The sequence below is a fragment of the Oceaniradius stylonematis genome (assembly GCF_003149475.2).
Lineage (GTDB): Bacteria > Pseudomonadota > Alphaproteobacteria > Rhizobiales > Rhizobiaceae > Roseitalea > Roseitalea stylonematis.
Genome location: NZ_QFWV02000002.1, coordinates 17973 through 42749 on the forward strand (window position 1 = coordinate 17973; position 24777 = coordinate 42749).

The window sequence follows — 24777 nt, forward strand, 5'->3', positions numbered from 1 at the left end:
AAAAGAACGCCATAACGGGAGACAGTCATGCGCATTCTCGTCATCTATGCGACCGTTGAAGGGCAGACACGGGAAATCGCCGAGCATATCGGGCGCTATCTGAAGGACAATCAGCACGAGGCGGTCATGGTCGACACCACCCATCCGCCCGACTCGCTGTCCATCGACGAGATCGACGGCATCATATGCGCCGGTCCGGTGCATATCGGTGCTTTTCCGGCACCGTTGCGCCGTTATGTCGAACGCCACAAGCGCGAACTGATGGCGCGGCCGGGCGTGTTCGTTTCCGTGTCGCTGACGGCGGCTGGCGACGATGCCGGCGAGTGGGAAGAGCTCAATGAAATCACCGCCCATTTCAGCGAGGAAACCGGCTGGTGGCCGGTCTCGGTGCACCATGCCGCCGGCGCGCTGAAATACACCGAGTATGATTTCTTCCGCAAATGGATGCTCAAGCGCATCGCCGACAAGAAGGATGCGCCGACCGACACGACCCATGACTATGAGTTCACCGATTGGGGCGCGCTCGACCTGTTCGTCGACGGGTTCGTCAAGGACATTCCGGACGTCGCCGGCAAGATCTGATTTGCGCTTTGCCCGGCCCGCATGATCGCGTAGACGACGGGCCATGATCGTCAATCTCGTCTATGTCGCGCTGGGCGGCGGCCTCGGCGCCGCGCTGCGCTACCTGACCTTTCTGGGTGCGGGCCGCTGGCTTGGCGGCGGCTATCCGTGGGCGACGCTGACCGTCAATGTGGTCGGCTCGCTTCTGATGGGTCTGCTGGTCGGCTGGCTGATGCGCCGCGGCGGCACGGGCGAGCATCTGCGCCTGTTTCTCGGCGTCGGCCTCCTTGGCGGCTTCACCACCTTTTCCGCCTTCTCGCTCGATTTCGCGCTTTTGTGGCAGCGCGGCGACACCGGCACCGCGCTCGGCTACGCGCTGATCTCCATGGCCGCCTCGATTGCCGCCCTGTTCGCCGGCCTTGCCCTGATGCGCGCGGGTGCCTGAGCCGATGGCAGCGGTTTCGCAAAAGACGGTCGACAGCGACGAGGCGGGCATGCGGCTCGACCGCTGGTTCAAGAGCCATTTTCCGGGCCTTGGCTTCGGCGCGCTCCAAAAGCTTTTGCGCACCGGCCAGGTGCGCATCGACGGTAAGCGCGCCAAGGCGGATACGCGGCTCGAAGCCGGTCAGGCGATCCGCCTGCCGCCGCAGGTGACCGGCACCGGTGACGGGCCGGTGACGGCGGGCACGATCAAGAACACCGGCGATGCCGACGCCCTCCGGCGCATGATCCTTTACGAAGACGACAAGGTGTTCGTCTTCAACAAGCCGGCGGGCCTTGCGGTGCAGGGCGGCTCGGGCGTCGCCCGCCATGTCGACGGCATGCTCGACGCGCTGCGCAGCAAGAAGGGCGAAAAGCCGCGTCTGGTGCACCGGCTCGACCGCGACACATCCGGTGTTCTGGTGGTGGCGCGCACGCGCGGCGCCGCACAGAAGCTGACCGCCGCGTTCCGCAAGCGCGACACCGAGAAGATCTACTGGGCGCTGGTCAAGGGAGCGCCGAAAAAGCCCGAAGGCAAGATCTCCACCTGGCTTGCAAAAGAGCAAACGCCCGACGGCGACCGCATGCGCGTCGTCAAGCATGGCGAGGCCGACGCCGACCACGCCGTCTCGCGCTATCGGGTGATCGAAACGGCGGGCCAACGGCTGAGCTGGATGGAGTTCGAGCCGGAAACCGGCCGTACCCACCAGTTGCGCGTCCATGCCCTGCACATGGGTTGTCCGATCATCGGCGATCCGAAATATTTCGAAGACGATCCCAACTGGGATTTTCCCGGCGGCATCCAGAAGAAGCTGCATCTGCACGCCCGCCGCCTGCGCATTCCCCATCCCGATCGCGGCATGATCAATGTCACCGCGCCGCTACCGCCGCACATGGTGCAAAGCTGGAACCTGCTCGGTCTCGACGAGGCCGACGGCGACCGCGAGGACTGATCGCCGCCGAAAGGCGGCCCGCCGCCTTGACCTTGCCCCGTGTTCGCGCGATGGACCGACGCGGTTCATTTCAGGACGAATTCCCATGCTCGACATTCGCTGGATCAGGGACAATCCCGAAGCGCTCGATGCGGCGCTGAAAAAGCGCGGCGCGGAGCCCGAATCCGCGTCGCTGATCAAGCTGGACGAGGAGCGCCGGGCGCATATCGCGCGCGTCCAGGAGGCGCAGACCCGCCGCAACGCGGCATCGAAGGAAATCGGCGCGGCGATGGGCGCCGGCGAGACCGAAAAGGCCGAACTGCTGAAGGCCGAGGTCGGCGAGCTCAAGGCATTTCTCGCCGCCGCCGAGGATGTCGAGCGCGAACTGGATGCCAGGCTGCGCGACGCGCTGGCGCGCATCCCCAACGTGCCGCTCGACGACGTGCCGGTCGGGCCCGACGAAGACGCCAATGTCGAGCTGCGCCAGACCGGCGAGAAACGCCAGTTCAACTTCCAGCCCAAGGAGCATTTCGAGCTGGGCGAGGCGCTCGGCCAGATGGATTTCGAGACGGCGGCCAAGATGTCCGGTGCGCGCTTCACGCTGGTGTCCGGCGGGCTGGCGCGGCTCGAGCGGGCGCTCGGCCAGTTCATGCTTGACCTGCACACGACCGAGCATGGTTACACCGAGGTGAACCCGCCGCTTCTGGTCCGCGACGATGCCATGTTTGGGACGGGGCAGTTGCCGAAGTTTTCGGAGGATTTGTTCGCGACCGCAAGGTCCGGCGAACCACGTTACGCCGACGATGAACTCGCCGGCCTGGCGTTTTCCAACGTGATGAATGCCTATGGCGTGGACGATTTTCCTCAGATTGAGGTGTTCCGCGAAATGGAGCGCTTGCGCGCGGAACGACAACCATCTTCCCGACTGTGGATGGTTCCCACCGCCGAAGTGCCGCTGACCAACATCGTCCGCGAGGCGATCATCGATCACGATTATCTGCCGCGGCGCTACACGGCGCTGACACCCTGCTTCCGCTCGGAAGCGGGGTCTGCCGGCCGCGACACGCGCGGCTATCTGCGCCAGCACCAGTTCTACAAGGTCGAACTGGTCTCGGTGACCGATGCGGAGAGCTCGCTCGACGAACTGGAACGCATGACCAAGTGTGCCGAAACCGTGCTCGAGCGGCTCGGTCTTCATTTCCGGACCATGGTCCTGTCGACCGGCGATATGGGCTTTGGCGCCCGCAAGACCCATGACATCGAGGTCTGGCTGCCGGGGCAGGGCGCCTATCGCGAGATCTCGTCCTGCTCGGTCTGCGGCGACTTCCAGGCGCGCCGTATGAATGCCCGCTATCGCGTTGAAGGGGAAAAGCAGACGCGCTTCGTCCATACGCTCAACGGCTCGGGCGTCGCCATGGGCCGGGCGCTGATCGCGGTGATGGAAACCTACCAGCAGGAAGACGGTTCGATCGCCGTGCCCGACGCGCTCAAGCCCTATATGGGCGCCATCGATGTGATCACCGCCTGAACCCGGGACCAAGGACAACCAATGCGCATTCTTTTGACCAATGATGACGGCATCCATGCCGAGGGACTGGCCTCGCTCGAACGGATCGCCCGGTCGCTGTCCGACGACATCTGGGTGGTCGCGCCGGAGACAGACCAGTCGGGACTGGCGCATTCGCTGACGCTGAACGATCCGCTGCGCCTGCGCGAGATCGACGAGCGCCGCTTTGCGCTGCGCGGCACGCCGACCGACTGCGTGATCATGGCGGTGACGCATGTGATGCCCGAAAAGCCCGATCTGGTGCTGTCGGGCGTCAATTCGGGCCAGAACATCGCCGACGACATCACCTATTCGGGCACCGTCGCCGGCGCGATGGAAGGCACGCTTCTGGGCGTGCGCTCGATCGCGCTCAGCCAGGCCTACAATTTCAGCGACAATCGCCGCTTCGTGCCTTGGTCCGTCGCGGAGACCCATGCGCCGCCACTGCTTGAGAAGCTGATCGCCATGGACATGCCGGAGGGCACGTTCCTGAACGTCAATTTCCCCAATTGTGCTGCCGACGAGGTCAAGGGCGTGGCCGTCGCCGAGCAGGGCAAGCTGCTGCATGGCCTGTTCATGGAAGAGCGGCGCGACGGGCGCGGCTTTCCCTATTTCTGGATGCGGTTCGGCCGCTCGCCGGTCGAGGCCAAGGGCAACACGGACATCGCCGTCCTGCGCGAGGGCCGGATCGCGGTGACGCCGCTGAAGCTCGATTTCACCGCGCATGAGCTCAAACGGTCGCTGGAAGACGCGATCGCATGACGCCGGCGCTCGCCATCCCGACCAGCCTGGCCGCCATCGACCGCGAGGGCTTTGCCGCCTTCGTGCTGCGCATGCGGGCGGCGGGAATCGGCGACAAGGCGCTTCTGGAAGCGATCGAGGCGACGCCGCGCCGCGCCTTTGTCGACCCGCAATATCACGATGCCGCCTGGAGCAGCCGCACCATCCCGATCGATTGCGGCGAGACGATCGAGGGCCTCGACCAGCAGGCGCTGATCCTGTCGGCGCTGGGGCTCGAACCGCAGAACCGCGTGCTCGAAATCGGCACGGGCTCCGGCTACACCGCCGCCGTCATGGGCGCGATGGTCAAGCGGGTTTACACCATCGAGCGCTTTGCGCGCCTGCATCAGGCCGCCCAGGCCCGTTTCCGCGCCCTCAAGCGCGACAATGTGATCGCCAGCCAGGCCGACGGCGCGGCCGGCAGCACCGAAGGCCCGTTCGATCGCATCGTCGTCTGGCCGGCCATGGAAGCCCTGCCGCGCGGCTTTTCCGATCTGGTCGTGCCGGGCGGCATCATCGTCTGCCCGGTGGGCGAGGGCGACGGCCGTCAGGTGCTGGTCCGGCTGACCAAGGTGGGCAACCGTTTCGAGCGCGAGGATATCGGCACGGTCCGGGTTCAGCCGATGGCCTCCGGCCTTCCCAGGGCGCTCTGATCCGGTGCAGATTCGGTCGCCGACACGGCGATCTTTCCAACGCTTAACTGACGGGTAACACTAACGCGCTTTAATCGCCCCGAGTGCGAAAGAGGGGCAGGGCGAGTAATGCGTATGTTTGATGCCCGCCGGCGTTCGGCGTCATTGTTGCAAACGGTTTCGGTTCTGGTGCTGGGCGGGCTCGTGTCCGGCTGCGCCGGCGACGTGATGCGTTTCACAGACGATTTCTACACAAATTCCGTGCCGGTGCGCCCGCCGGCAGCCGTCCAGACCCCATTTCCCGAAAACGCGCCGCGCATCGTGGCGGTCGCGCCGCAGGCACCCGCCGCGCCCGCGCGCCAGGCGTTCGGCAACGGCGTCGACACGATGGCCACCGGCTCCATCGGGCAGGCTGCAAGCAGCGTGCCCGCCGCCGTCGGCCGTGCGCCGATCGCCGCGCCTTCGGTCGCCAGCCAGCCGATGCCGCCGGCCCCGTCCAATGCGGTGACCGATGTCATCAACAACAGCGCCGCCAGTCTTCCGCAGCAGGCGCGGCAGGCCGCAGCCTCGGCCGCCACGAGCGCGGCGGGTCGTGCCGCCGGCTGGACCGGCACGGGCGGTACTTATGTGACGCTCGCCCGGGGCGAAACGCTGTTCAACCTCTCCAAGCGCTACGGTGTGCCGGTCGATGCGCTCAAGAGCGTCAACAATCTCAGCGATGCGCGCGGCGTGCAGGCCGGACAGCGCATCCTGATCCCGACCTATGTTTATGGCCGCACCGTGCCGGTGTCCGCGCCCGATGCCAATTCCGGCGTGCGCTCGGCGCGCGCCAGCGTCGGCGGCCGCTCCGATGTCAGCCTCGACCGGGCACCGGTTCCGGCCGCGCGCCCGCAGGCATCCGTGCGTCCCGCCATGCCGACCCAAACGGCCGCCGCTCCGGCGGCAACGCCCTCCGCGTCGCTTCAGGGCGGCCGCTACACGGTCCAGTCCGGCGATACGCTGTCGGCAATCTCCCACCGCACCGGGGCCTCCGTTGCCGCGATCAAGCGCACCAACGGGCTGTCGTCCGACATGGTCCGCGTCGGCCAGCGCCTGACGATACCCGGCCTTTCGGGCGATGTCTCCGCAACGGCCACAGCGGCATTGCCGCCCAATGTGGACCCGATGGTCACCAGTTCGGTCACGCCGGCACAGCGCCCGGCATCATCAAGCTCCGGCAGCGTGCAGGCGATCGACGAGAGCAGCACCGCGCGGGCGCCCGATGCGACAGGCGTTGCCAACATGCGCTGGCCCGCGCGAGGCCGGGTCATTTCCGGTTTCGGCAGCAATTCGGGCGGCCGCCCCAACGACGGCATCGACATTTCCGTGCCCAAGGGCACGCCGGTCAAGGCCGCCGAGAATGGCGTCGTCATCTATGCCGGCGACGGGCTCAAGGAGTTCGGTGAGACGGTGCTGGTGCGCCATTCGGACGGCTATGTCACTGTGTACGGGCATCTCGATTCCATGTCGGTGTCGCGCGGCGACAATGTCAGCCGCGGCCAGACGCTCGGCGCTTCGGGCATGAGCGGCAACGCGCGCCAGCCGCAGCTGCATTTCGAGGTGCGCAAGGATTCGCGCCCCGTCGATCCGACCCGTTACCTGAACTGACGGTGGGGCTGCGCGTCAGCCGCCCTTTTCCCAGCCTTCACTGAGACGGCGGTTGAGTTCGCCCATGTCGGCGAGCACGATCGCCCCGCGCGTGCGTTCGATCACGCCCTCCCGTTCGAGTTTCGCGATCTCGCGGCTGACCACCTCGCGCCGACAGCCGATCCGTTCGGCCAGATCCTGCTGCACCGGCGGCGGCGTGATCGTGCGCTGGCCGTCATGGCCCTTGCGCGGTTTCGACAGGCGGATCAGCTCCGAATAGAGCCGGTATTTGGCGGCAAGGAACGAATGCTCGGCCAGCCGCGTATTGAGCCCGCGAATGCGGTCCGACATGGCGCTCATCAAGGCAAGCGCCACATCGGGCTCCTCGCGCAGGATCGTGCGGAACACCGATTGCGGGACGCGGATAAGCCGCGTGCGCACCATCGCCGTGATGTTGGCGGACCGGCGCGTGCCGTCGATGGCCGCCAGCTCGCCGAAAAACGCGCCTTCGCCGAGTTCCCCAAGGATCACCTCGCGGCCCGTCGCAATGCGCAGGATGACGCGTACGCGGCCGCTGGCGATCAGGAACACGTCATGGGTATCGTCGTCGAAATCGAGCACCAGCTCGTTCTCGTCGAAATCGCTGATCGAGCACTGGCCGGCAAAGCGGCTGTCGGCGTCTGCATCGAGCGCCGAAAACAGCGCAAAGGCGGAAAGCTGCTGCATGCGTCTGGCGGGTCCGGGTCGGGTCTTCGGCTGGCCGCGACCATGCCGCATCCCGCCATGGTCTGACAAGCCAGGGCGCCGGCGCGCGGCAGGGACGGGTCAGCGCCGCGCCAACGCCACGGCGATCTCGGCGCCGAGCCGCGCATTGCTTTCGACAAGCGCGATGTTGGTCAAAAGGCTGCGGCCGCCAGTGATTTCGACGATGCGCGCGAGCAGCCACGGCGTGACCTGCTTGCCGGAGATGCCCTGTTCGGCGGCTTCGGCCTGCGCCTGAGCGATAAAAACCGCCATCTCCGCATGCGGGATTTCCGCGTCAGCCGGCACGGGATTGGCGACGAGGATGCCGCCATGGCGATAATCGGCCAGTTCGGTGCGCATCGCGACGAACCGGGCGATCGCATCGGCATCGTCGAGTCTGAGCGGCGCGTCGAGACCCGACCCGCGCGACCAGAAGGCCGGCATCTCGTCCTGGCCAACGGCGATGACGGGCACGCCGCGCGTCTCAAGCGCCTCCAGCGTCTTTGGGATGTCGAGGATCGCCTTGGCGCCGGCCGAAACGACGGTGACCGGCGTGCGCGCCAACTCGTCCAGATCGGCGGAGATGTCGAAGCTCGTCTCGGCGCCCTGGTGCACGCCGCCAATGCCGCCGGTGGCAAAGACCGCAATCCCCGCGCCATGGGCCGCCATCATGGTTGCGGCGACGGTGGTGCCGCCGGTCAGCCCCTCGGCACAGGCAAAGGCGAGGTCCGCGCGCGACAGTTTGAGCGTTCCGCTCGCCTTTGCCAATGTTTCAGCGTCGGTCGCGGACAGGCCGATGCGGATTGTCCCGTCGATGACGGCGATGGTGGCCGGTGTCGCGCCATGATCGCGAACAGCGGTTTCGACGCGCTCGAGCATCGCCAGATTGTCCGGCCAGGGCATGCCGTGCGTGATGATGGTCGATTCCAGCGCGACGACCGGCGCACCGGTGTCAAGCGCGGTGCGGACGGCGGGGTCGAAACGGATCGGCGGCTTGGTCATGGGGTCTCGCTCGACGTGTCTGTTTCTAGGGCAATCGGTTCGCGGGCGGGCAGGGCATCTGCACGGCCTTTCAGGCCGCAGGCGGCGATATCAGCCCGGAATGGCCCCGTCACGCCGATCGTCGCGGCCGCGGCTGCCACCCCGACCCGCACGGCACTCGGGAGCGCCATTCCGGGCCAATGGGCGAGCGTCGCGCCGGCCAGTGCGTCGCCCGCGCCTGTGACGTCGACCGGATTGGCCGCTTCGCCGACCGGCTGACGCCACGCGGCATCGCCGTCCAGCACGGTCACGGGCCCGCCGCCGTCGCTGATCACGGCGCGCCGGAACCCCAGCGCCGACAGGCGGGCGAGGGTGGCGGGCGTGACCGGTTCGCCGAGCGGCGCACTGATAAGTGCGTTCATCTCGCGGCGGTTCATGAATGCGAGCGCAAAGCGGGCCGCGTGCGGCGCGATGCGCGGTGCCTTGGCCGGCGACACCGCAAGCGCGACGATCGGCGCATCGGTGGCATCGCACAGCGCGCCGATGGCATCTGACGGCAGATTGGCATCGACAAGGAGCATGCCCGCCTGCGCGATCAACGCTCTGGGCTCGGCGCGGCGCAAATGGCGCGCCAGTCCTGTCTCATAAAGGTCCATGTCGGCCAGCGCCGCCATCACCTCGCCATCCGCATCCATGATTGCCGTGTAGCTGGGCGTCGCCCGGTCGAGGAACACCGCGCTGAAATCCTCGACCCCCGCTTCCGACAGGGCCTGGGAGACCAAGCGCCCGCCTGTATCGCCGCCGCGAGCCGAGATCAGGCCGATCCGCACGCCGCCGACAGCGCTGGCCACTCGCAGCGTGTTGGCCATGCAGCCGCCCACCCATTCGGCCATGGTGCCGGGGTTGGAGGCGCCATCATGCGCCGGTCCCGACAGATGGCCGATCCGATCGACATGGGCGCCGCCGACGCCCAGGATCGCAAGACGCGCCGCCATCACCGCGCGATTCCGGCAAACGCCGGTCCCGCGCCGCCCGGCCGGGCCGAAGTCGGGATACATCCGCAGGGCACAAAAAAAGACATAATAAGAACAAAAATCATTTCCGTTTCGGTTTCAATACGTTATCGCGCTTGCAGGGTGGGAACAAAAATGGTACAAACTTGCAGGACGGTTTCCTTTGCGCCTGCCAGCGCTTTAACATAAGGGTGGACACATGGCTCAGAACAATTTGCGGTTGGTTGAGGGCAAATCGGTGGACAAGTCAAAGGCTCTGGATGCGGCGCTCGCGCAGATCGAACGATCCTTCGGCAAGGGCTCGATCATGCGGCTGGGCGTCAACGAGCAGGTCGTCGAGATCGAGACCGTGTCGACCGGCTCGCTGGGCCTTGATATCGCGCTCGGCGTGGGCGGGCTGCCCAAGGGCCGCATCATCGAGATTTACGGACCCGAAAGCTCGGGCAAGACCACCATGGCGCTGCACACGGTCGCCGAGGCGCAGAAGGAGGGCGGCATCTGCGCCTTCATCGATGCCGAACACGCGCTCGACCCGATCTATGCGCGCAAGCTGGGCGTCAATCTCGAAGACCTTCTGATCTCGCAGCCCGACACCGGCGAGCAGGCGCTGGAAATCGCCGACACTCTGGTGCGGTCGGGGGCGTGCGATGTCTTGGTGATCGATTCGGTGGCCGCGCTGACGCCGCGCGCCGAAATCGAGGGCGAGATGGGCGATTCGCTGCCGGGCCTTCAGGCGCGGCTGATGAGCCAGGCGCTGCGCAAGCTGACCGCCTCGATCTCGCGCTCGAACACGATGGTCATCTTCATCAACCAGATCCGCATGAAGATCGGCGTGATGTTCGGCTCGCCCGAGACGACGACCGGCGGCAACGCGCTGAAATTCTATGCCTCGGTCCGGCTCGACATTCGCCGCATCGGCGCGGTCAAGGATCGCGACGAGGTCGTCGGCAACCAGACCCGCGTCAAGGTGGTCAAGAACAAGCTGGCGCCGCCTTTCAAGGAGGTGCTGTTCGACATCATGTATGGCGAGGGCGTCTCCAAGACCGGCGAGCTGATCGATCTGGGCGTCAAGGCGGGCATCGTCGAAAAGTCCGGCTCCTGGTTCTCCTATGACAGCCAGCGGCTGGGGCAGGGGCGCGAGAACGCCAAGCAGTTCCTGCGCGACAATGTCGATGTCGCCGCGCGGATCGAGATGGCCCTGCGCCAGAATGCCGGCCTGATCGCCGAGCAGCTTCTGCACGACGATGAAAGCGCGTCCGCGGCCGATGCCGGCGACGTCGATTTCGACGGCGATGCAGCCGCCGAGGGCTGAGATCCGCAACAGGTCGGGCACCCCCATGGGAGTGCCGGCTCCGGCCGGCATCCGGCGGGATCGTCTCCGATTGTATCCAAGGGTCGTCGACCCCATTTGAAGGTGGCCGGCACGGGCATGGTTCCGTTCGGCCACCCTTTTCATGCGGCCTTTCTATTTGCCGCCCTGACTCCGGTTCAGCCCCGATCTGCGTCGGTGCTGCGTGCTGGACAGCGGGCCGGCTTTTGCCGTAATCACGAGCCTCTGACCGGCGCCGCGCGGCGCGGCGTTCAAGGGTGGCCGCACTCTTGTGCCCGCCGCCGGCGTTTCCGCAACCGGAAGTCTGTTCACGGGTGTTTTCATGAGTGGCGTCAATTCGATACGCACCGCTTTTCTCGACTATTTCGCCGCCAATGGCCACCGCATCGTGCCGTCGAGCCCGCTGGTGCCGCTGAACGATCCGACGCTGATGTTCACCAATGCGGGCATGGTTCAGTTCAAGAACGTATTCACCGGGCTTGAAAAGCGCGATTATGCGCGGGCCGTCACCTCGCAGAAATGCGTCCGTGCCGGCGGCAAGCACAACGATCTGGACAATGTCGGCTACACCGCGCGCCACCACACCTTTTTCGAGATGCTCGGCAATTTCTCGTTCGGCGACTATTTCAAGGACGAGGCGATTACGCTCGCCTGGAAGCTGATCACCGGCGAGTTCGGCCTCGATCCCGAGCGGCTTCTGGTCACCGTCTATCACACCGACGATCAGGCGTTCGATCTGTGGCGCAAGATCTCCGGCCTGCACGAGGACCGGATCATCCGCATCCCGACGCACGACAATTTCTGGCAGATGGGCGATACCGGCCCGTGCGGCCCGTGTTCGGAGATTTTCTACGATCATGGCGACCATATCTGGGGCGGCCCGCCCGGCTCGCCCGAGGAGGATGGCGACCGCTTCATCGAGATCTGGAATCTCGTCTTCATGCAGTTCGAGCAGACGACGGCCGATCAGCGTGTCGACCTGCCGCGTCCGTCGATCGACACCGGCATGGGGCTCGAGCGCATCGCCGCCGTCTTGCAGGGCGTGCACGACAATTACGACATCGACCTCTTCAAGGCGCTGATTTCCGCGTCCGAGCAGTTGACGCACACCAGGGCCGAGGGCGACCGGCAGGCCAGCCACCGCGTCATCGCCGACCATCTGCGCGCGACATCGTTCCTGATTGCCGACGGCGTGCTGCCCTCCAATGAGGGGCGCGGCTATGTGCTGCGCAGGATCATGCGGCGCGCCATGCGCCATGCCCATCTTCTGGGCGCCGAGGAGCCGCTGATGCACCGGCTGGTGCCGGCGCTGATCGGCGAGATGGGCGAAGCCTATCCGGAACTCGGTCGCGCTCGCGCGCTGATCACCGAAACGCTGCGGCTCGAGGAAACCCGCTTCCGCAAGACGCTGGAGCGCGGCCTGGGGCTATTGAACGAAGCGACCGACCAGCTTGGCGATGGCGATGAGCTGGCCGGCGAGACGGCCTTCAAGCTGTACGACACCTATGGCTTCCCGCTCGATCTGACGCAGGATGCGCTGCGCCAGCGCGGCATTTCGGTCGACACGGACGGTTTCAACGCGGCCATGGAGCGCCAGAAGGCCGAGGCCCGCGCCAATTGGTCCGGCTCGGGCGATGCCGCCGACGAAGCGGTTTGGTTCGGCCTGCGCGACGAACTGGGCGCCACCGAGTTCCTTGGCTACGAGACCGAAAAGGCCGAGGGCATCATCACCGCGCTCGTCCATGACGGCGCGCGCACCGAGATGGCCGATCCGGGCCAATCCGTCGTCGTGATCACCAATCAGACGCCGTTCTACGGCGAATCGGGCGGTCAGCAGGGCGACCGCGGCGTTATGCGCGGCGAGGGCTTTGTCATCGACATTGCCGATACCCAGAAGAAGGCCGACGGCCTGTTCATCCATCATGGCAAGGTGCTTGAGGGCGCCGTTGCGGTGGGCGTGGTCGTCGAAATGGAGGTCGACCATGGCCGCCGCGGCGCCATCCGCGCCAACCATTCGGCAACCCATCTGGTGCACGAGGCGCTGCGCGAGGTGCTCGGCACCCATGTCACGCAGAAGGGCTCGCTCGTCGCGCCTGACCGGCTGCGGTTCGATTTTGCCCATCCCAAGCCGGTCAGCGCCGAGGAACTGGCCGAAGTCGCCGACATCGCCAACGAGATCATCTTGCAGAACGCGCCGGTCACCACCCGGCTGATGGCCGTCGACGAGGCGATCGAAGAGGGCGCGATGGCGCTGTTCGGCGAGAAATATGGCGATGAGGTGCGCGTCGTCTCGATGGGCACGGCGCAGCGCGGCGACAAGGCCGGCAAACCCTATTCGGTGGAGCTGTGCGGCGGCACCCATGTCGGCGCCACCGGCGAGATCGGTCTCGTCCGTATCGTCGCCGAGAGCGCGGTGTCGGCCGGCGTTCGCCGCATCGAGGCGCTGACGGGCGAGGGCGCGCGCCGCTATCTGGAAGCCCAGGACGAGCGCATGCGCTCGGTCGCCGGGCTTTTGAAGACAACGCCCGACGAGGCGGTCGGCCGCATCGGCCAACTGGTCGACGAGCGGCGCAAGCTCGAACGCGAACTGGCAGAGGCGCGAAAGGCGCTGGCGCTGGCCGGCCCTGCCGCGGAAAACGGCGATGCCGGCAGCGACACGCGCCAGATCGCCGGCGTCACCTTCATGGGCCGCACCGTTGCCGGTGTGTCACCGCGCGATCTCAAGCCGATGGCTGACGATGCAAAGGCGCGGATCGGCTCCGGTGTCGTGGCGCTCGCTGCAAGTTCCGAAGACGGCAAGGGCTCGGTCGTCGTCGCGGTGACCGACGATCTGGTGGCGCGGTTCAACGCGGTCGATCTGGTGCGCGTGGCATCGGCCGCTCTTGGTGGCAAGGGTGGTGGTGGCCGGCCGGACATGGCCCAGGCCGGCGGTCCCGATGGCGCCAGCGCACAAGCGGCGATCGACGCGGTCGCCGGCGCGCTCGAACAGGTGCCGGAAAAAGCCTGACCGGTCACACCGGAATGCCCACAACAAGAAAGGGCGCCTTGCGGCGCCCTTTTGCGTAGGTCCGGCGGAGGGTCAGCCCATCGCCTTCTGCAAATTCTCGTCGATCTTGTCGAGAAAGCCCGTGGTCGTCAGCCATTTCTGGTCCGGGCCGATCAGAAGCGCCAGATCCTTGGTCATGAAGCCGCTTTCGACCGTGTCGACGCAGACTTTTTCGAGCGTCAGCGAGAAGTCGCGCAGCGCATCGTTGCCGTCGAGCTTGGCCCGGTGCGCCAGCCCGCGCGTCCAGGCGAAGATCGAGGCAATCGAGTTTGTCGAGGTGTCCTCGCCCGCCTGGTGCTGGCGGTAGTGGCGCGTCACCGTGCCGTGCGCGGCTTCGGCTTCCACGGTCTTGCCGTCCGGCGTCATCAGAACCGACGTCATCAGGCCGAGCGAGCCGAAGCCCTGCGCCACCGTGTCCGACTGCACGTCACCATCATAGTTCTTGCAGGCCCAGACATAGCCGCCCGACCATTTCAAGTTCGCGGCCACCATGTCGTCGATCAGCCGGTGCTCGTACCAGATGCCCGCTTCCTTGAAGGCGGCCTCGAACTCGCTCTCGTAGATCTCCTGGAAGATGTCCTTGAACCGGCCGTCATAGACTTTCATGATCGTGTTCTTGGTCGACAGGTAGACCGGAACCTTGCGCTGCAGCCCGTAATTGAGCGAGGCGCGGGCGAAATCGACGATCGAGGCGTCCAGATTGTACATGCCCATGGCGATGCCGGCGCCGGGCGCATCGAAAATCTCGTAATCCTGCTCCTTGCCGTCCTCGCCGACGAACTTCATGTAGAGCTTGCCCTTGCCGGGGAAGCGGAAGTCGGTCGCGCGATACTGGTCGCCGAACGCATGACGGCCGACGATCACCGGCTTGGTCCAGCCCGGCACCAGCCGCGGCACGTTCTTGCAGATGATCGGCTCGCGGAAGATCACGCCGCCCAGAATGTTGCGGATCGTGCCGTTCGGCGAACGCCACATCTTCTTGAGGCCGAACTCCTCGACGCGCTGCTCGTCCGGCGTGATGGTCGCGCATTTCACGCCGACGCCATATTCCTTGATGGCGTTGGCCGCATCGACGGTGATCTGGTCGTCCGTCTCATCGCGCGCCTCGATGCCAAGGTCGTAATATTTCAGGTCGATGTCGAGATAGGGATGGATCAGCTTGTCCTTGATGAACTGCCAGATGATGCGGGTCATCTCGTCGCCGTCCAGTTCGACAACCGGATTTTCGACCTTGATTTTCGCCATGATTGACCTCGGAAACAGGGTTGGAAAGGGGCGCGTGACGGATGGCCCGGTGGGTTTCCGCCGCTATAGCAAAGGGGTCTGACCCGCGCAAACGCTCCAATAGTCTGTCGGGCGGAAACACTTGGCTGTCAGCGGCTTGCCCTATATGGCTGCGCACAGGCGACAACGGCACGAAAAAGCAGGCAATGGCAGGCACCAACCGCAATTTCGACGGGATCGAGGAAGGCCCGGCCGTCATCCTCGTCGAGCCGCAGCTTGGCGAGAATATCGGCATGGTCGCCCGCGCCATGGCCAATTTCGGGCTGATCGATCTGCGGCTGGTGGCGCCGCGCGACGGCTGGCCGAACCAAAAGGCCAAGGCGACCGCAAGCGGCGCCGGCTACGTGCTCGAGCGCGTGCGCGTCTTCGAAACGCTCGCCGAAGCGCTGTCCGACCTGACCTATGTGGTGGCGACCACGGCGCGCCAGCGCGACGGCTTCAAGCGCGTGCTCGGCCCGGTCGAAGCCTCGGCCAACATGCGCGCCCGGACCGACGCCGGGCAGTCGGTCGGCATACTGTTCGGCCGGGAGCGGTTCGGCCTCGACAATGCGGAAATCAGCCTTGCCGACGACATCGTCACCTTTCCGGTCAATCCCGCTTACGCTTCGCTGAACATCGCCCAGGCGGTGCTGCTGATGGCCTATGAGTTCCTCAAGACGCGCGACGGCCAAGCCGAAACGCTGCCCTTTGCCGGGCCGGATTTTGCGCCGGCGCCGCGCGCCGAACTGGTCGGCATGTTCGACCAGCTTGAGACCGCGCTCGATGTGCGCGGCTATTTCCGCCCGCCCGAACGGAAGCCGGCGCAGGTCGACAATCTGCGCGCGGTCCTGTCGCGTCCCGGTTTCTCCACCGAGGAGATCCGGCTCCTGCGCGGGGTGATCTCCTCGCTCGACCGGTTCTCGCCGGCGCGGCCGCGCGGCGAGGGGTCGCCGCAGGACGATCCGCGCCGCCGGCCGGCGCCGCCTTCCGGCAAAAAGGCCGCCGGCGATGGCTGAGCTGCGCGATCCGTCGGTCCTGTTCTTCGACAGCGGCATTGGCGGCCTGTCGGTGGTCAAGGAAGCGCGCATCATCCTGCCCGGCCTGCGCCACATCTACGTCGCCGACGATGCCGCTTTTCCCTATGGCGCATGGGACGAGGCCGAACTCCTCGATCGCATGACGGGCCTGTTCGAAACGCTCATCGAGGCTTTCCGGCCCGGCCTGATCGTCATTGCCTGCAACACGGCGTCGACGCTGGCGATCGGGCATTTGCGGCGGGCGTTTCCGGACCAGGTCTTCGTCGGCACGGTGCCGGCCATCAAACCCGCCGCCGAACGCACGCGGTCGGGTCTGGTTTCCGTGCTGGCAACGCCCGGAACCGTGCGGCGGCAATATACGCGCGACCTGATCCGCCAATATGCCGGCCAGTGCCATGTCCGGCTGGTCGGCAGCGAGCATCTGGCCGAACTCGCCGAGGACTATATGCGCACCGGCTTTGTCGACGAGGAGGCGGTGCGCCGTGAGATCGCGCCATGTTTTGTCGAGGAAAATGGCCGGCGCACCGACATCGTCGTGCTCGCCTGCACCCATTACCCGTTTCTCGCCAACCGGATGCGCAAGACCGCGCCCTGGCCGGTCGACTGGATCGACACGTCCGAGGCGATCGCCCGCCGGACGCTGACGCTGGTCGAGCAGATGCAGTTCGGCCCGCGCGACTTCTCGCTGCCGGACATTGCCGTCTTCACCTCGGACGACCCGCGCACCGAGGTGATGCGGCTCGCTTCCGGGTTCGGACTTTCGACGGAGCCGTTTCCGGGCTGAAAACGGGCGGCCAGCGGCTCATCCGGTCGCCGGATCGACCAGTGCGGGCCACGCCACCGCGTTCTTGCGGGCGAACAGTCCGACATGGCCGAGCTTCCGCAGACCGAAATCATGGGGCGACAGGGTTGAATGTCGCGTCTCTACACCGGGATAATAGCGCGGCAGCCGCGAGACGCTTTTCGGCGGAATCATCCAGTCGTCCGAGAACGAGAACATGTTCAGTTGCAGGCCTTCGGGGACGGGTCCCGGATTGCCGAAAGCCTTGCCCCAATCGATCTCGTAAAACCCGCGTGACGTACACCAGCGCCGCCATTGCCAAAACGCCGGAGCCGGCAAGTCTGCCCCCAAGCCGCTCGACCGGCCCGGAAGATATCCGAATGTGCCTGTCAGTGCGGGTCCGCCGGCGAACCAGAACCAGAAAACGCTGGGCCATGATGAAACCGGATGGGACAGGTAATGCGCCGGCCCGGAGGCAACGGTCAGCAATCGGGACACACGGTGCGCATTGTCGTGCCACCGCAGAAACAGACCGCCCAGCGAGTGCCCGATGACCCAGACCGGCAGGTTGGGAAACCGCTCGCAAAGATGGTTCAAGGCGCCGTTCTGGTCGTGAATGCCCCAGTCCGACAGACGCGCTTGAAGTCTCTGGACCGGTTCGGCCCCTCGGCTCAGGCCGGTTTCCCGATAGTCATAGGTCAGAACCGCCGCATTCAACTGGGCCGATAGCCAGCGTGCAAAAGGCTCATAATAGTCTTGGGTGACACCGGTTGCCGCGTGTACGACGACCGCCAGATCCGGTTTGTCCGTCGACAGATAAAGTTTGCCGGTCAGGATTCGCCTGCCGGCGACGATGTCGACGAATTGGAAGCCCGCATGATCTTGTGCAACAGGGGGTCGGTTTCCGCTCATGACATCCTCACTATGGCAATTGCCATAGAATGGGAAACTAGACCAACCGACATACAATGTCTATAAGGTCGTCATGCCACGATCATCGGATGCCAAGGAACGCTTTATCAGGACCGCGGCCAGCCTTTTCCGCCAAGGCGGCTACCACGGTGTCGGTCTGAACGAGATCATCGCGGAGGCGAATGCGCCGAAGGGTTCCTTCTATCACCATTTCCCGGGGGGCAAGGACGAGCTGGCCTGCCACGCCATGGCCTATGCTGCCGGTTTCATGAGCCGGAAGATGGCAGGGGCATTCGAGGAGGCGGACAGTTTCGACGCCGGAGCGCAGGCCTTGATTGCAAGACTGGCGGACTGGTTCGAGCAATCGGGTTGGCAGCTAGGATGTCCGATCACGACAATCGCTCTGGAAACGGCTCCGTCGAACACGCGCTTGACCAATGCGGCTCGCGGGTCTTTCGATCTTTGGACGGACGAGATCGCGGAACATGCCATCCGCCTGGGCGCGGCCGGCGATCCGCGGACCGAGGCCGAGCGGTTGCTGACAATGATCGAGGGCGCCTGGATCATGGCGCGGGTACGGCAATCGCGCGCGCCGTTCGAACAGATCGCATCGCTCTACGATCGGACTCCGACCGGCGAACGTACCGCACGCTGATTGACAAGATACGGCTTTGGCGCTATCGACCGCCATCCCGCTCTCGAGCGGGTTTTTTACGTGTCCCGTGGACCCAACCGCAAAGCGTGCGTGGACGGTCCTGTCAGTCGGCGAAAAAGTCCGGCAGAGGAGGGCGCGTTTCCTTGATCCGGTTTGTTAAAAACCGGGCGCAACACGTTGAAAGGAAATGCGATGAGCAAGCGCAGTTCAGTCAAACACAAACTCGATCGCCGTATGGGCGAGAACATTTGGGGCCGCCCCAAATCGCCGGTCAACAGCCGCGAATACGGCCCCGGCCAGCATGGCCAGCGCCGCAAGGGCAAGCTGTCGGACTTCGGTGTCCAGCTTCGCGCAAAGCAGAAGCTCAAGGGCTATTACGGCGACATCTCGGAAAAGCAGTTCCGCAAGACCTATGACGAGGCTGCACGCCGCAAGGGCGACACGCCCGAGACGCTGATCGGCCTTTTGGAAAGCCGGCTCGATGCGCTGGTCTACCGCGCCAAGTTCGTGCCGACCATCTTCGCCGCGCGCCAGTTCGTCAATCATGGCCACGTCAAGGTCAACGGCCAGCGCGTCAACATCCCGTCCTACCGCTGCCAGGCGGGCGACGTGATCGAAGTGCGTGAGAAGTCCAAGCAGATGGCGCTGGTTCTCGAAGCCACGCAGCTCGCCGAGCGAGACGTGCCCGACTATGTAGATGCCGATCACAACAAGATGACAGCCACGTTCACCCGCGTTCCGGCTCTGGCCGACGTGCCCTATCCGGTGATTATGGAACCGAACCTGGTCGTCGAATTCTATTCGCGCTGACGTTCGGACGGCATTGCGTCTTTCAAAGGCCGTCCGGACCGCGGGCGGCCTTTTGTTTTGGTCTTTTCCGGCCGTCACTGGCGCTCGCGGCCCGGAACACTATACGGTTCGGCCATGGCGGGCGGTTCAAGCGTCCGCGGCGCAGTCGGAGCAGCACCAGTGAACGAAACCGCGCCGGTTGACGAAGGCCTTGCCCGGGCGGCTCACCCGCTGTTTGCGGACACGCCGTCTTCGGTCGGCTTCAACCGTCTCAGAAAGCGGCTGCTGCGTCAGGTGCGGCAGGCGCTGAGCGATTTTTCCATGGTCGGGGCGGGCGGGCGCTGGCTGGTGGCGATCTCCGGCGGCAAGGACTCCTATGGCCTGCTCGCCTGTCTGATCGACTTGCAATGGCGCGGCCTTCTGCCGGTCGAGCTTCTGGCCTGCAATCTCGACCAGGGCCAGCCGGACTTTCCCAAGCAGGTCCTGCCCGAGTGGCTAGAACGGAACGGCATCGCCCACCGCATCGAATATCGCGACACCTATTCGATCGTCACAGACAAGGTGCCGGAAAACCGGACCTATTGCGCTTTGTGCTCGCGGCTCAGGCGCGGCCATCTCTACCGGGTTGCGCGCGAAGAGGGCTGTTCGGCGCTGGTGCTCGGCCATCACCGCGAAGACATGCTCGAAACCTTCTTCATGAACCTGTTCCACGGCGGGCGCCTCGCCGCCATGGCGCCGAGGCTGCTCAACGATGAGGGCGATATCGAGGTGCTGCGCCCGCTGGTCTGGTGCGCGGAGGCCGATCTGCAAAAGTTCGCCGAGGCGATGAAGTTCCCGATCATTCCCTGCGATCTGTGCGGGTCCCAGGACGGGCTGCAGCGCAACGCGATGAAAAAGATGCTTGCCGAGATGGAAGCGGCGATGCCCGGCCGCAAGGACATGATGATCCGGGCGCTCGCCAATGTCCGGCCCAGCCATCTGCTCGATCCGGCCCTGTTCGATTTCGCCGCGCTGTCTGACGCTCAGTCCGCCGGATCGTGATGGACGGCGAACAGTTCGCCCTTCTCGGTGATCAGGACAATCGCCAGACCCAAGAGCCCGAACAGGAAATAGGCGGTAGCCAGCGGCACGATCGTGCCGTTGAACGCCTGGCCGGTCAGCGTGCCGAGCAGCGCGCCGCCGGTGAACGAGATCGTGCCCAGCACCGATGAGGCCGAACCGGCCACATGGCCCAGCGGCTCCATTGCGAGTGCATTGAAATTGCCGGCGACGAAGCCGAACGACATCATGATCAGGCTGATCAGGCCGATCGTCACCAGAAACGGCGGCACCGTCAAAAGACCGGCGATCAGCAGGACGCCGCCGAGCACGGTGAAGCTGACCAGCGCTGCGTGCGAGATGCGGCGCATGCCGAGCCGCCGCACCAGCGACGCATTGCCCAGGCTCGCGACCGCCATGGCCGACGCGCTGGTGGCGAACACCGCCGCAAACCAGTCCTGCATGCCGTAGATCACCTCGATGATCTGCTGGATCGAGACGATAAAGGCGAACAGGCCGCCGAAGAAAAGGGTGACGGCCAGCGTGTAGCCAAGCGCGATCCGGTTGGTCAGGATCTCGCGGAAAGCGTGGAAGATGCTGCCGGGGTCGAGCGGCCGCCGTGCGGCAACCGGCAATGTCTCACGCATCCGGACCCAGCTCCACAGCCCCAGCGCGGCACCCGATGCGCCGAGCACCGCAAACAGCCAGTGCCAGTCGGTGACGGCGACGATGGCCTGTCCCATGGCCGGCGCGACGATCGGGATCAGCATGAAGATGGTGAAGACGTAGGACATGATCCGCGCCATGTCGCGGCCGGCAAAGCAGTCGCGCACGATCGCCAGTGTCGTGATGCGCACCGCCGCGGCGCCGACGCCCTGTGCAGCCCGGCACGACAGAAGCGCGGCCCAGCTTTCGGTGACGGCGGCGCCGAACGAGGCCAGAACGAAGAAGACAAGGCCGCCAAGCAGCACGGGCCGCCGGCCGAACCGGTCTGACAGGGGCCCGAAGACGATCTGTGCCGGCCCGAAGGCGAGCACGAACGCGATCAGAACGAACTGCCGGTCGTTCTGGTCGGCAAGCGCGAAATCGGCGCCGATCACCGGCAGCGCCGGCAGCATCGAATCGATCGAAAAGGCGACGATCGAGGTGAGCGCAGCGATCAGGACGATGAATTCGCGTCCTCCGATGCCGGCCTTTGCCGGCTGCTCAGGGCGTGCGGGCTGTGCGGGTGCGCTCATGATGCCGGCTCGTCGCGCAGCGGATCGATGGCGCGCCAGCCGAAATCGAGGAAGGGCACCGAGAGGCTGCCAAGCCGCACCATGCGATCGGCAAGTTCGGGGGTCGGCACGATCCCATTGTCGATTTCGTCGATGAAGGTGAAATGCTTGAGCCGCAGCCAGGCAATGACATCGTCGTCGTCAATGTCATCGAAGCCGCGTGGCGTGCGCTTGAGCGATTCGGACATGTCGAGCGTGAAGCCATGTTTCTCCATAGCCTTGACGAGCCGCCGCATCGCATCGCTCTCGCGCACGATCAGATCGCGAAAGGCGCGCAATTGCGGCCCGTCCAGACCATAAAAGCCCGAAGCGATGAAGCTGCGCTCGTTGGAGATGTGGACATAGACGAACCCATTGTCCTTCTTGGTGCCGGTCCGCGTCATCAGCGCGCTGGCATGGGTGTTGTAGGGGTCCTTGTTCCTGGAAAAGCGCACGTCGCGATAGACACGATAGAGCGAGGTCTTGCGGCTGCCGCGCAGGGGCACGCCCTCGGCTTGGAACCGGCCGGACACGGCTTCGACCAGATCGCCGAGCGGACCCTTCACCTCGCTTTCATACAGCGCCTTGTTTTCGGCGAACCAGTCGCGGTCCTGATGAAAGCCGAGCGCCTTGAGAAAGGGCAGGGCCTTGTCGCCAAAGCCGTTGAACGCGGTCATGGAATGCAGGTCCTGAACGAAAAAACGCGCCGGTCGTCGGCGCGCCTTCCGTCATATCGTCTGGCGGGCGAATTGGAAAGCGCCCGCCACCTGTTCCTGACACTACTCGGCGGCTTCGGCGCGGTCCGTATAGCCGGACAGGTTGCCGTTGATGACATAGTCGAGAATGGCANTCCTGATGCATGACGATCAGCGGTTTGCCGAGCGCGCTGGCATAACCGGCGTCGAAGGCGGCGTTCCATTGCTTGTATTTCTCGCCGAAGCGCACCACCACGATGTCGGCCTTTTCCATCAGCGTGCGCGTGCGGATGGCGTTCATCTGCGCGCCCTTGTGATCGTGCCAGAACTTGTCGGCCTCGGCGCCCAAAATGGCGACGCCGCAATCGTCCGACGCTTCGTGATGCGTCACCGGCGCGCTGAAGGTGACGGGAAGTCCCGCGGCGGCAACGCCGCTCTCGATCTGTTCGCGCCAGTCGGTGTGGATTTCTCCGGAAAGATAGACGGTCCAGCTCATCGTTTCTCCTCCATGGTCGTTGCCCTGGCATATGGCCACGGCGCCCTGCCTGTCCATGGCATAACAGTTTTTCAGACGATCGGTTCAACCCAGCGGCCATGATAATCGCCGCGCGCGACCAGCCTGCTGATGCCGTCATCGGCTGCACCCGACCAGTGCGTGACGCGCACGCCGCCGCCGGGCTTGTCGCCGTCCGCCTCGAACCGCACCCAGGAGAGCGGCGCGTCGGGCGTTGCCTGCCGTCCGGCGTTGCGAATTGCCGCTTCCGCGCGGGCGCGTTCGGCACCGGGCATATATTGCCACATGATGGCGTGCAGCACGATCGTATGCCTGCCTTCCGGGAGAGGCGCCAACCGCGCTTCGAGCCAGTCGGCGGCGCCCGCTTCATCAATCGTTGGCGGATGCTCCAGCGCCATGGCGATGGCGGCCGTCAGGCGCTGCAAGCGGTGCGGCTGGTCGGGCCAGACATAGGATTGTAGGCGCTTGCGGTCGTCTTCGGCGGTGATCGGCACGGGCGCGATGTCGCAGCCACCGCGCTCGACAATCGGCGGCAGGTCGCCGGCGGGGAAATGCGCGTCGCCCCGCCATTCGCACCTCAAAGTCACCGGCGAAGCCGGATCGCCCCAGAAATGGCGGCCATAGTCGTATCGGAACTTCTCGAAATTCTGCAAAAGGCCGGCCGAAGCGCCCAGTTCCATCACCCGGATCGGCAGAGCCATGGGGGCTGCGACGGCCAAAAGCGCCGGCAGCAAATGCGCGGCGCGCGCCACTTCGTTGGTTTGCGGCGCCGAGCCCAGATAGTCGGCGATGAAACCGTCATTGCTGCCAACGGCCCCGATCATAGCAGCATGCAGCGCGTCGGTGTCGAGCGCGTGGGGCGGATAGGCGGCCGCAAGCGCCGGTTCGGCGCCGTCGAGCACCAGCCGATGCAGCGCGCCGGTGAAACGCAGTGGCACGACATCGCCCCTGGACGTTTCAAGGCCGGGCCATGTGGCGATCCGGCGGCGGGTTTCGCTGTCCGGCAGCCCGTGTTCTGCGACCAGCGCGCAGACCGTCGCCGTCAGCGGCGATCCCAGATCGCGGCACGCCGCGGCCTGATGGGCGAACGCGTCGGCGACATGGGCAGGGAGCTTGTGCAGGGTCATCACGCCGGTGTGCCATGCCGAAACCGCGCCGGCAATCAAAGGCTTGTCACTGGGACAATTGCCGCCGCCGGCAAGGCGTCAGCCGGGCAGCATGAACAGGTCGGTGTCCGACGGCTTGGCGCCGGCCGCCGTCAGCATGGCGTGGATCTGCCCGCGATGGTGCGTCTGATGGTTGAAGAAGTGCATCACCAGCGCCGGTCTGGGCCGCGTGACCTCGCGGCCGGCCGCGCCGGACCACCATGTCAGATCGGTGGCGAACCATTCATCGTCCAGCCCGTCGGCCCAATCGGCGATCACATCGTCGAAGCGCCGCCGCTCCGCGCCGAAGGCGCCCCAGTCGGCGACCATGGATGTCGACTCGGCGATGCCGCCTCCCGGCCTGGGCGTGCCGGCGAACCGGTGCATCCATATGCTGTCGCCCCACAAAAGGTGCGAGAAGGTTTCGTGGATCGAGCCGAAGAACGCGCCGCGATCGGCGCGGCGCTCCTCGTCGGTCAGCGTGCCGGCAGCGGCCAGCAGATTGGCGTTCTGCCAGCGGTTGTAGCGCGCCATGGTGGCCGCATAGGCGGGGGTGATCACGGCAGGGGGCGGTCAGCTCGCCTGCTTGACTGCGACGCCCTTGCCTTCGAAATGGCTCTGCAGTTCTCCCGCCTGGAACATCTCGCGGACGATGTCGCAGCCGCCCACGAATTCGCCCTTGACGTAGAGCTGCGGGATCGTCGGCCAGTTCGAATAGGTCTTGATGCCCTCGCGCAGATCGTCGTCGGCGAGCACGTTCACGCCCTTGTAGTCGACGCCCAGATAGTCGAGGATCTGCACCACCTGACCCGAAAAGCCGCATTGGGGAAAGCCCGGCGTGCCTTTCATGAAGAGCACGACTTCGTTGGTCTTGACCTCGTTGTCGATGAACTCACCGATCCCTGCCATCGTCTCGTCCTTTCTCATCCGGGTTCAAGGCCCGGCGGTTGGAAAACAGGCTGGCCAGCCTGTCGCGAATGCGTTCATTAGTAAGAAGCAGCGCGCTCAAGCACAAGACCAT

General features: G+C 65.4%; 24 protein-coding genes and 3 pseudogenes. 16 read left to right on the forward strand and 11 right to left on the reverse strand.

Annotated elements, in window-relative coordinates; all coding sequences use genetic code 11:
* Nucleotides 1–27: 27 nt before the first annotated feature.
* The 8 genes and pseudogenes from DEM25_RS01485 to DEM25_RS01515 all read left to right on the forward strand — a co-directional run bounded on the left by DEM25_RS01485 (nt 28) and on the right by DEM25_RS01515 (nt 6578).
* Complete coding sequence (locus DEM25_RS01485) at nt 28–582, forward strand: flavodoxin domain-containing protein (protein WP_109767996.1); 555 nt, start codon at nt 28–30, stop codon at nt 580–582.
* A 46-nt stretch (nt 583–628) separates the two neighbouring features.
* Nucleotides 629–1006 (forward strand): fluoride efflux transporter CrcB, encoded by a 378-nt coding sequence (gene crcB / locus DEM25_RS01490; RefSeq protein WP_109768046.1) that lies wholly within the window; start codon nt 629–631, stop codon nt 1004–1006.
* Nucleotides 1007–1010: 4 nt separating this feature from the next.
* Nucleotides 1011–1994, forward strand: a complete 984-nt coding sequence (locus DEM25_RS01495; RefSeq protein ID WP_109768045.1) for an RluA family pseudouridine synthase — start codon at nt 1011–1013, stop codon at nt 1992–1994.
* A gap of 85 nt (nt 1995–2079) precedes the next feature.
* A pseudogene (locus DEM25_RS18320) lies at nt 2080–2745 on the forward strand (serine--tRNA ligase); the annotation flags it as partial.
* 156 nt (nt 2746–2901) lie between these two features.
* Nucleotides 2902–3501: pseudogene (locus DEM25_RS18325) on the forward strand (aminoacyl--tRNA ligase-related protein); the annotation flags it as partial.
* 21 nt (nt 3502–3522) lie between these two features.
* Complete coding sequence (surE, locus tag DEM25_RS01505; RefSeq protein ID WP_109767994.1) at nt 3523–4281, forward strand: 5'/3'-nucleotidase SurE; 759 nt, start codon at nt 3523–3525, stop codon at nt 4279–4281.
* Complete coding sequence (locus DEM25_RS01510) at nt 4278–4952, forward strand: protein-L-isoaspartate(D-aspartate) O-methyltransferase (RefSeq protein WP_109767993.1); 675 nt, start codon at nt 4278–4280, stop codon at nt 4950–4952. The genes surE and DEM25_RS01510 overlap by 4 nt, the downstream gene beginning before the upstream one ends.
* A 147-nt stretch (nt 4953–5099) precedes the next feature.
* Nucleotides 5100–6578: a peptidoglycan DD-metalloendopeptidase family protein gene (locus tag DEM25_RS01515; protein WP_196780236.1), complete on the forward strand. Its 1479-nt coding sequence runs from the start codon at nt 5100–5102 to the stop codon at nt 6576–6578.
* A 15-nt stretch (nt 6579–6593) separates the two neighbouring features.
* Here the strand turns inward: DEM25_RS01515 and DEM25_RS01520 are convergent, their stop codons facing one another.
* The 3 genes from DEM25_RS01520 to DEM25_RS01530 form a co-directional block, all read right to left on the reverse strand.
* A complete protein-coding gene (locus DEM25_RS01520; protein WP_158585133.1) occupies nt 6594–7283 on the reverse strand; it encodes a Crp/Fnr family transcriptional regulator in 690 nt (229 codons plus the stop codon).
* Between the two features lie 99 nt (nt 7284–7382).
* Nucleotides 7383–8303 carry a pseudouridine-5'-phosphate glycosidase gene (locus tag DEM25_RS01525; protein ID WP_109767990.1) on the reverse strand — a complete coding sequence of 307 codons (921 nt, stop codon included), beginning with the start codon at nt 8301–8303 and terminating at the stop codon, nt 7383–7385.
* The gene (locus DEM25_RS01530; protein WP_158585134.1) at nt 8300–9277 is read right to left on the reverse strand and encodes a PfkB family carbohydrate kinase; all 978 of its coding nucleotides are present in this window, start codon (nt 9275–9277) and stop codon (nt 8300–8302) included. The genes DEM25_RS01525 and DEM25_RS01530 overlap by 4 nt, the downstream gene beginning before the upstream one ends.
* On the opposite strand from DEM25_RS01530, the gene DEM25_RS17860 reads away from it, so the two are divergent.
* From DEM25_RS17860 to alaS, 3 genes are all read left to right on the forward strand, one after another.
* Nucleotides 9218–9484, forward strand: a complete 267-nt coding sequence (locus tag DEM25_RS17860) for a hypothetical protein (protein WP_196780261.1) — start codon at nt 9218–9220, stop codon at nt 9482–9484. The genes DEM25_RS01530 and DEM25_RS17860 overlap by 60 nt on opposite strands.
* 10 nt (nt 9485–9494) lie before the next feature.
* Nucleotides 9495–10607 (forward strand): recombinase RecA, encoded by a 1113-nt coding sequence (recA, locus tag DEM25_RS01535; RefSeq protein WP_109767988.1) that lies wholly within the window; start codon nt 9495–9497, stop codon nt 10605–10607.
* A gap of 340 nt (nt 10608–10947) precedes the next feature.
* Nucleotides 10948–13632, forward strand: a complete 2685-nt coding sequence (gene alaS / locus DEM25_RS01540; protein ID WP_109768044.1) for an alanine--tRNA ligase — start codon at nt 10948–10950, stop codon at nt 13630–13632.
* 72 nt (nt 13633–13704) lie between these two features.
* Here alaS and DEM25_RS01545 read toward each other — a convergent pair whose 3' ends face one another.
* Nucleotides 13705–14916 (reverse strand): NADP-dependent isocitrate dehydrogenase, encoded by a 1212-nt coding sequence (locus DEM25_RS01545; protein WP_109767987.1) that lies wholly within the window; start codon nt 14914–14916, stop codon nt 13705–13707.
* Between the two features lie 185 nt (nt 14917–15101).
* Between DEM25_RS01545 and DEM25_RS01550 the strand changes: the two genes are divergently transcribed.
* Nucleotides 15102–15950, forward strand: coding sequence for an RNA methyltransferase (locus tag DEM25_RS01550; RefSeq protein WP_109767986.1), 849 nt, complete (start codon nt 15102–15104; stop codon nt 15948–15950).
* Complete coding sequence (gene murI / locus DEM25_RS01555) at nt 15943–16755, forward strand: glutamate racemase (RefSeq protein ID WP_109767985.1); 813 nt, start codon at nt 15943–15945, stop codon at nt 16753–16755. The genes DEM25_RS01550 and murI overlap by 8 nt, the downstream gene beginning before the upstream one ends.
* 18 nt (nt 16756–16773) lie before the next feature.
* On the opposite strand, the gene DEM25_RS01560 is transcribed toward murI, so the two are convergent.
* Entirely contained in the window at nt 16774–17664 is an 891-nt protein-coding gene (locus tag DEM25_RS01560) for an alpha/beta hydrolase family protein (RefSeq protein ID WP_109767984.1), read from the reverse strand.
* 73 nt (nt 17665–17737) lie between these two features.
* On the opposite strand from DEM25_RS01560, the gene DEM25_RS01565 reads away from it, so the two are divergent.
* From DEM25_RS01565 to ttcA, 3 genes are all read left to right on the forward strand, one after another.
* The gene (locus DEM25_RS01565) at nt 17738–18319 is read left to right on the forward strand and encodes a TetR/AcrR family transcriptional regulator (protein ID WP_109767983.1); all 582 of its coding nucleotides are present in this window, start codon (nt 17738–17740) and stop codon (nt 18317–18319) included.
* 192 nt (nt 18320–18511) lie between these two features.
* Nucleotides 18512–19129 (forward strand): 30S ribosomal protein S4, encoded by a 618-nt coding sequence (gene rpsD, locus DEM25_RS01570; protein ID WP_109767982.1) that lies wholly within the window; start codon nt 18512–18514, stop codon nt 19127–19129.
* A 114-nt stretch (nt 19130–19243) separates the two neighbouring features.
* Nucleotides 19244–20149 (forward strand): tRNA 2-thiocytidine(32) synthetase TtcA, encoded by a 906-nt coding sequence (gene ttcA, locus DEM25_RS01575; RefSeq protein WP_109768043.1) that lies wholly within the window; start codon nt 19244–19246, stop codon nt 20147–20149.
* On the opposite strand, the gene DEM25_RS01580 is transcribed toward ttcA, so the two are convergent.
* The 6 genes and pseudogenes from DEM25_RS01580 to grxD form a co-directional block, all read right to left on the reverse strand.
* A complete protein-coding gene (locus DEM25_RS01580) occupies nt 20131–21384 on the reverse strand; it encodes a multidrug effflux MFS transporter (protein ID WP_245412719.1) in 1254 nt (417 codons plus the stop codon). The genes ttcA and DEM25_RS01580 overlap by 19 nt on opposite strands.
* Nucleotides 21381–22079 carry a TIGR02453 family protein gene (locus DEM25_RS01585; RefSeq protein WP_109767981.1) on the reverse strand — a complete coding sequence of 233 codons (699 nt, stop codon included), beginning with the start codon at nt 22077–22079 and terminating at the stop codon, nt 21381–21383. Before DEM25_RS01585 ends, DEM25_RS01580 begins: the two co-directional genes overlap by 4 nt.
* Before the next feature lie 178 nt (nt 22080–22257).
* Nucleotides 22258–22593, reverse strand: a pseudogene (locus DEM25_RS01590) (YtoQ family protein); the annotation flags it as partial.
* A gap of 71 nt (nt 22594–22664) precedes the next feature.
* The gene (locus DEM25_RS01595; protein WP_147393253.1) at nt 22665–23738 is read right to left on the reverse strand and encodes a DUF2332 domain-containing protein; all 1074 of its coding nucleotides are present in this window, start codon (nt 23736–23738) and stop codon (nt 22665–22667) included.
* 78 nt (nt 23739–23816) lie between these two features.
* Nucleotides 23817–24317, reverse strand: coding sequence for a DinB family protein (locus tag DEM25_RS01600; RefSeq protein WP_196780238.1), 501 nt, complete (start codon nt 24315–24317; stop codon nt 23817–23819).
* A 12-nt stretch (nt 24318–24329) separates the two neighbouring features.
* Nucleotides 24330–24665 (reverse strand): Grx4 family monothiol glutaredoxin, encoded by a 336-nt coding sequence (gene grxD, locus DEM25_RS01605; protein WP_109767979.1) that lies wholly within the window; start codon nt 24663–24665, stop codon nt 24330–24332.
* Between the last annotated feature and the right edge of the window lie 112 nt (nt 24666–24777).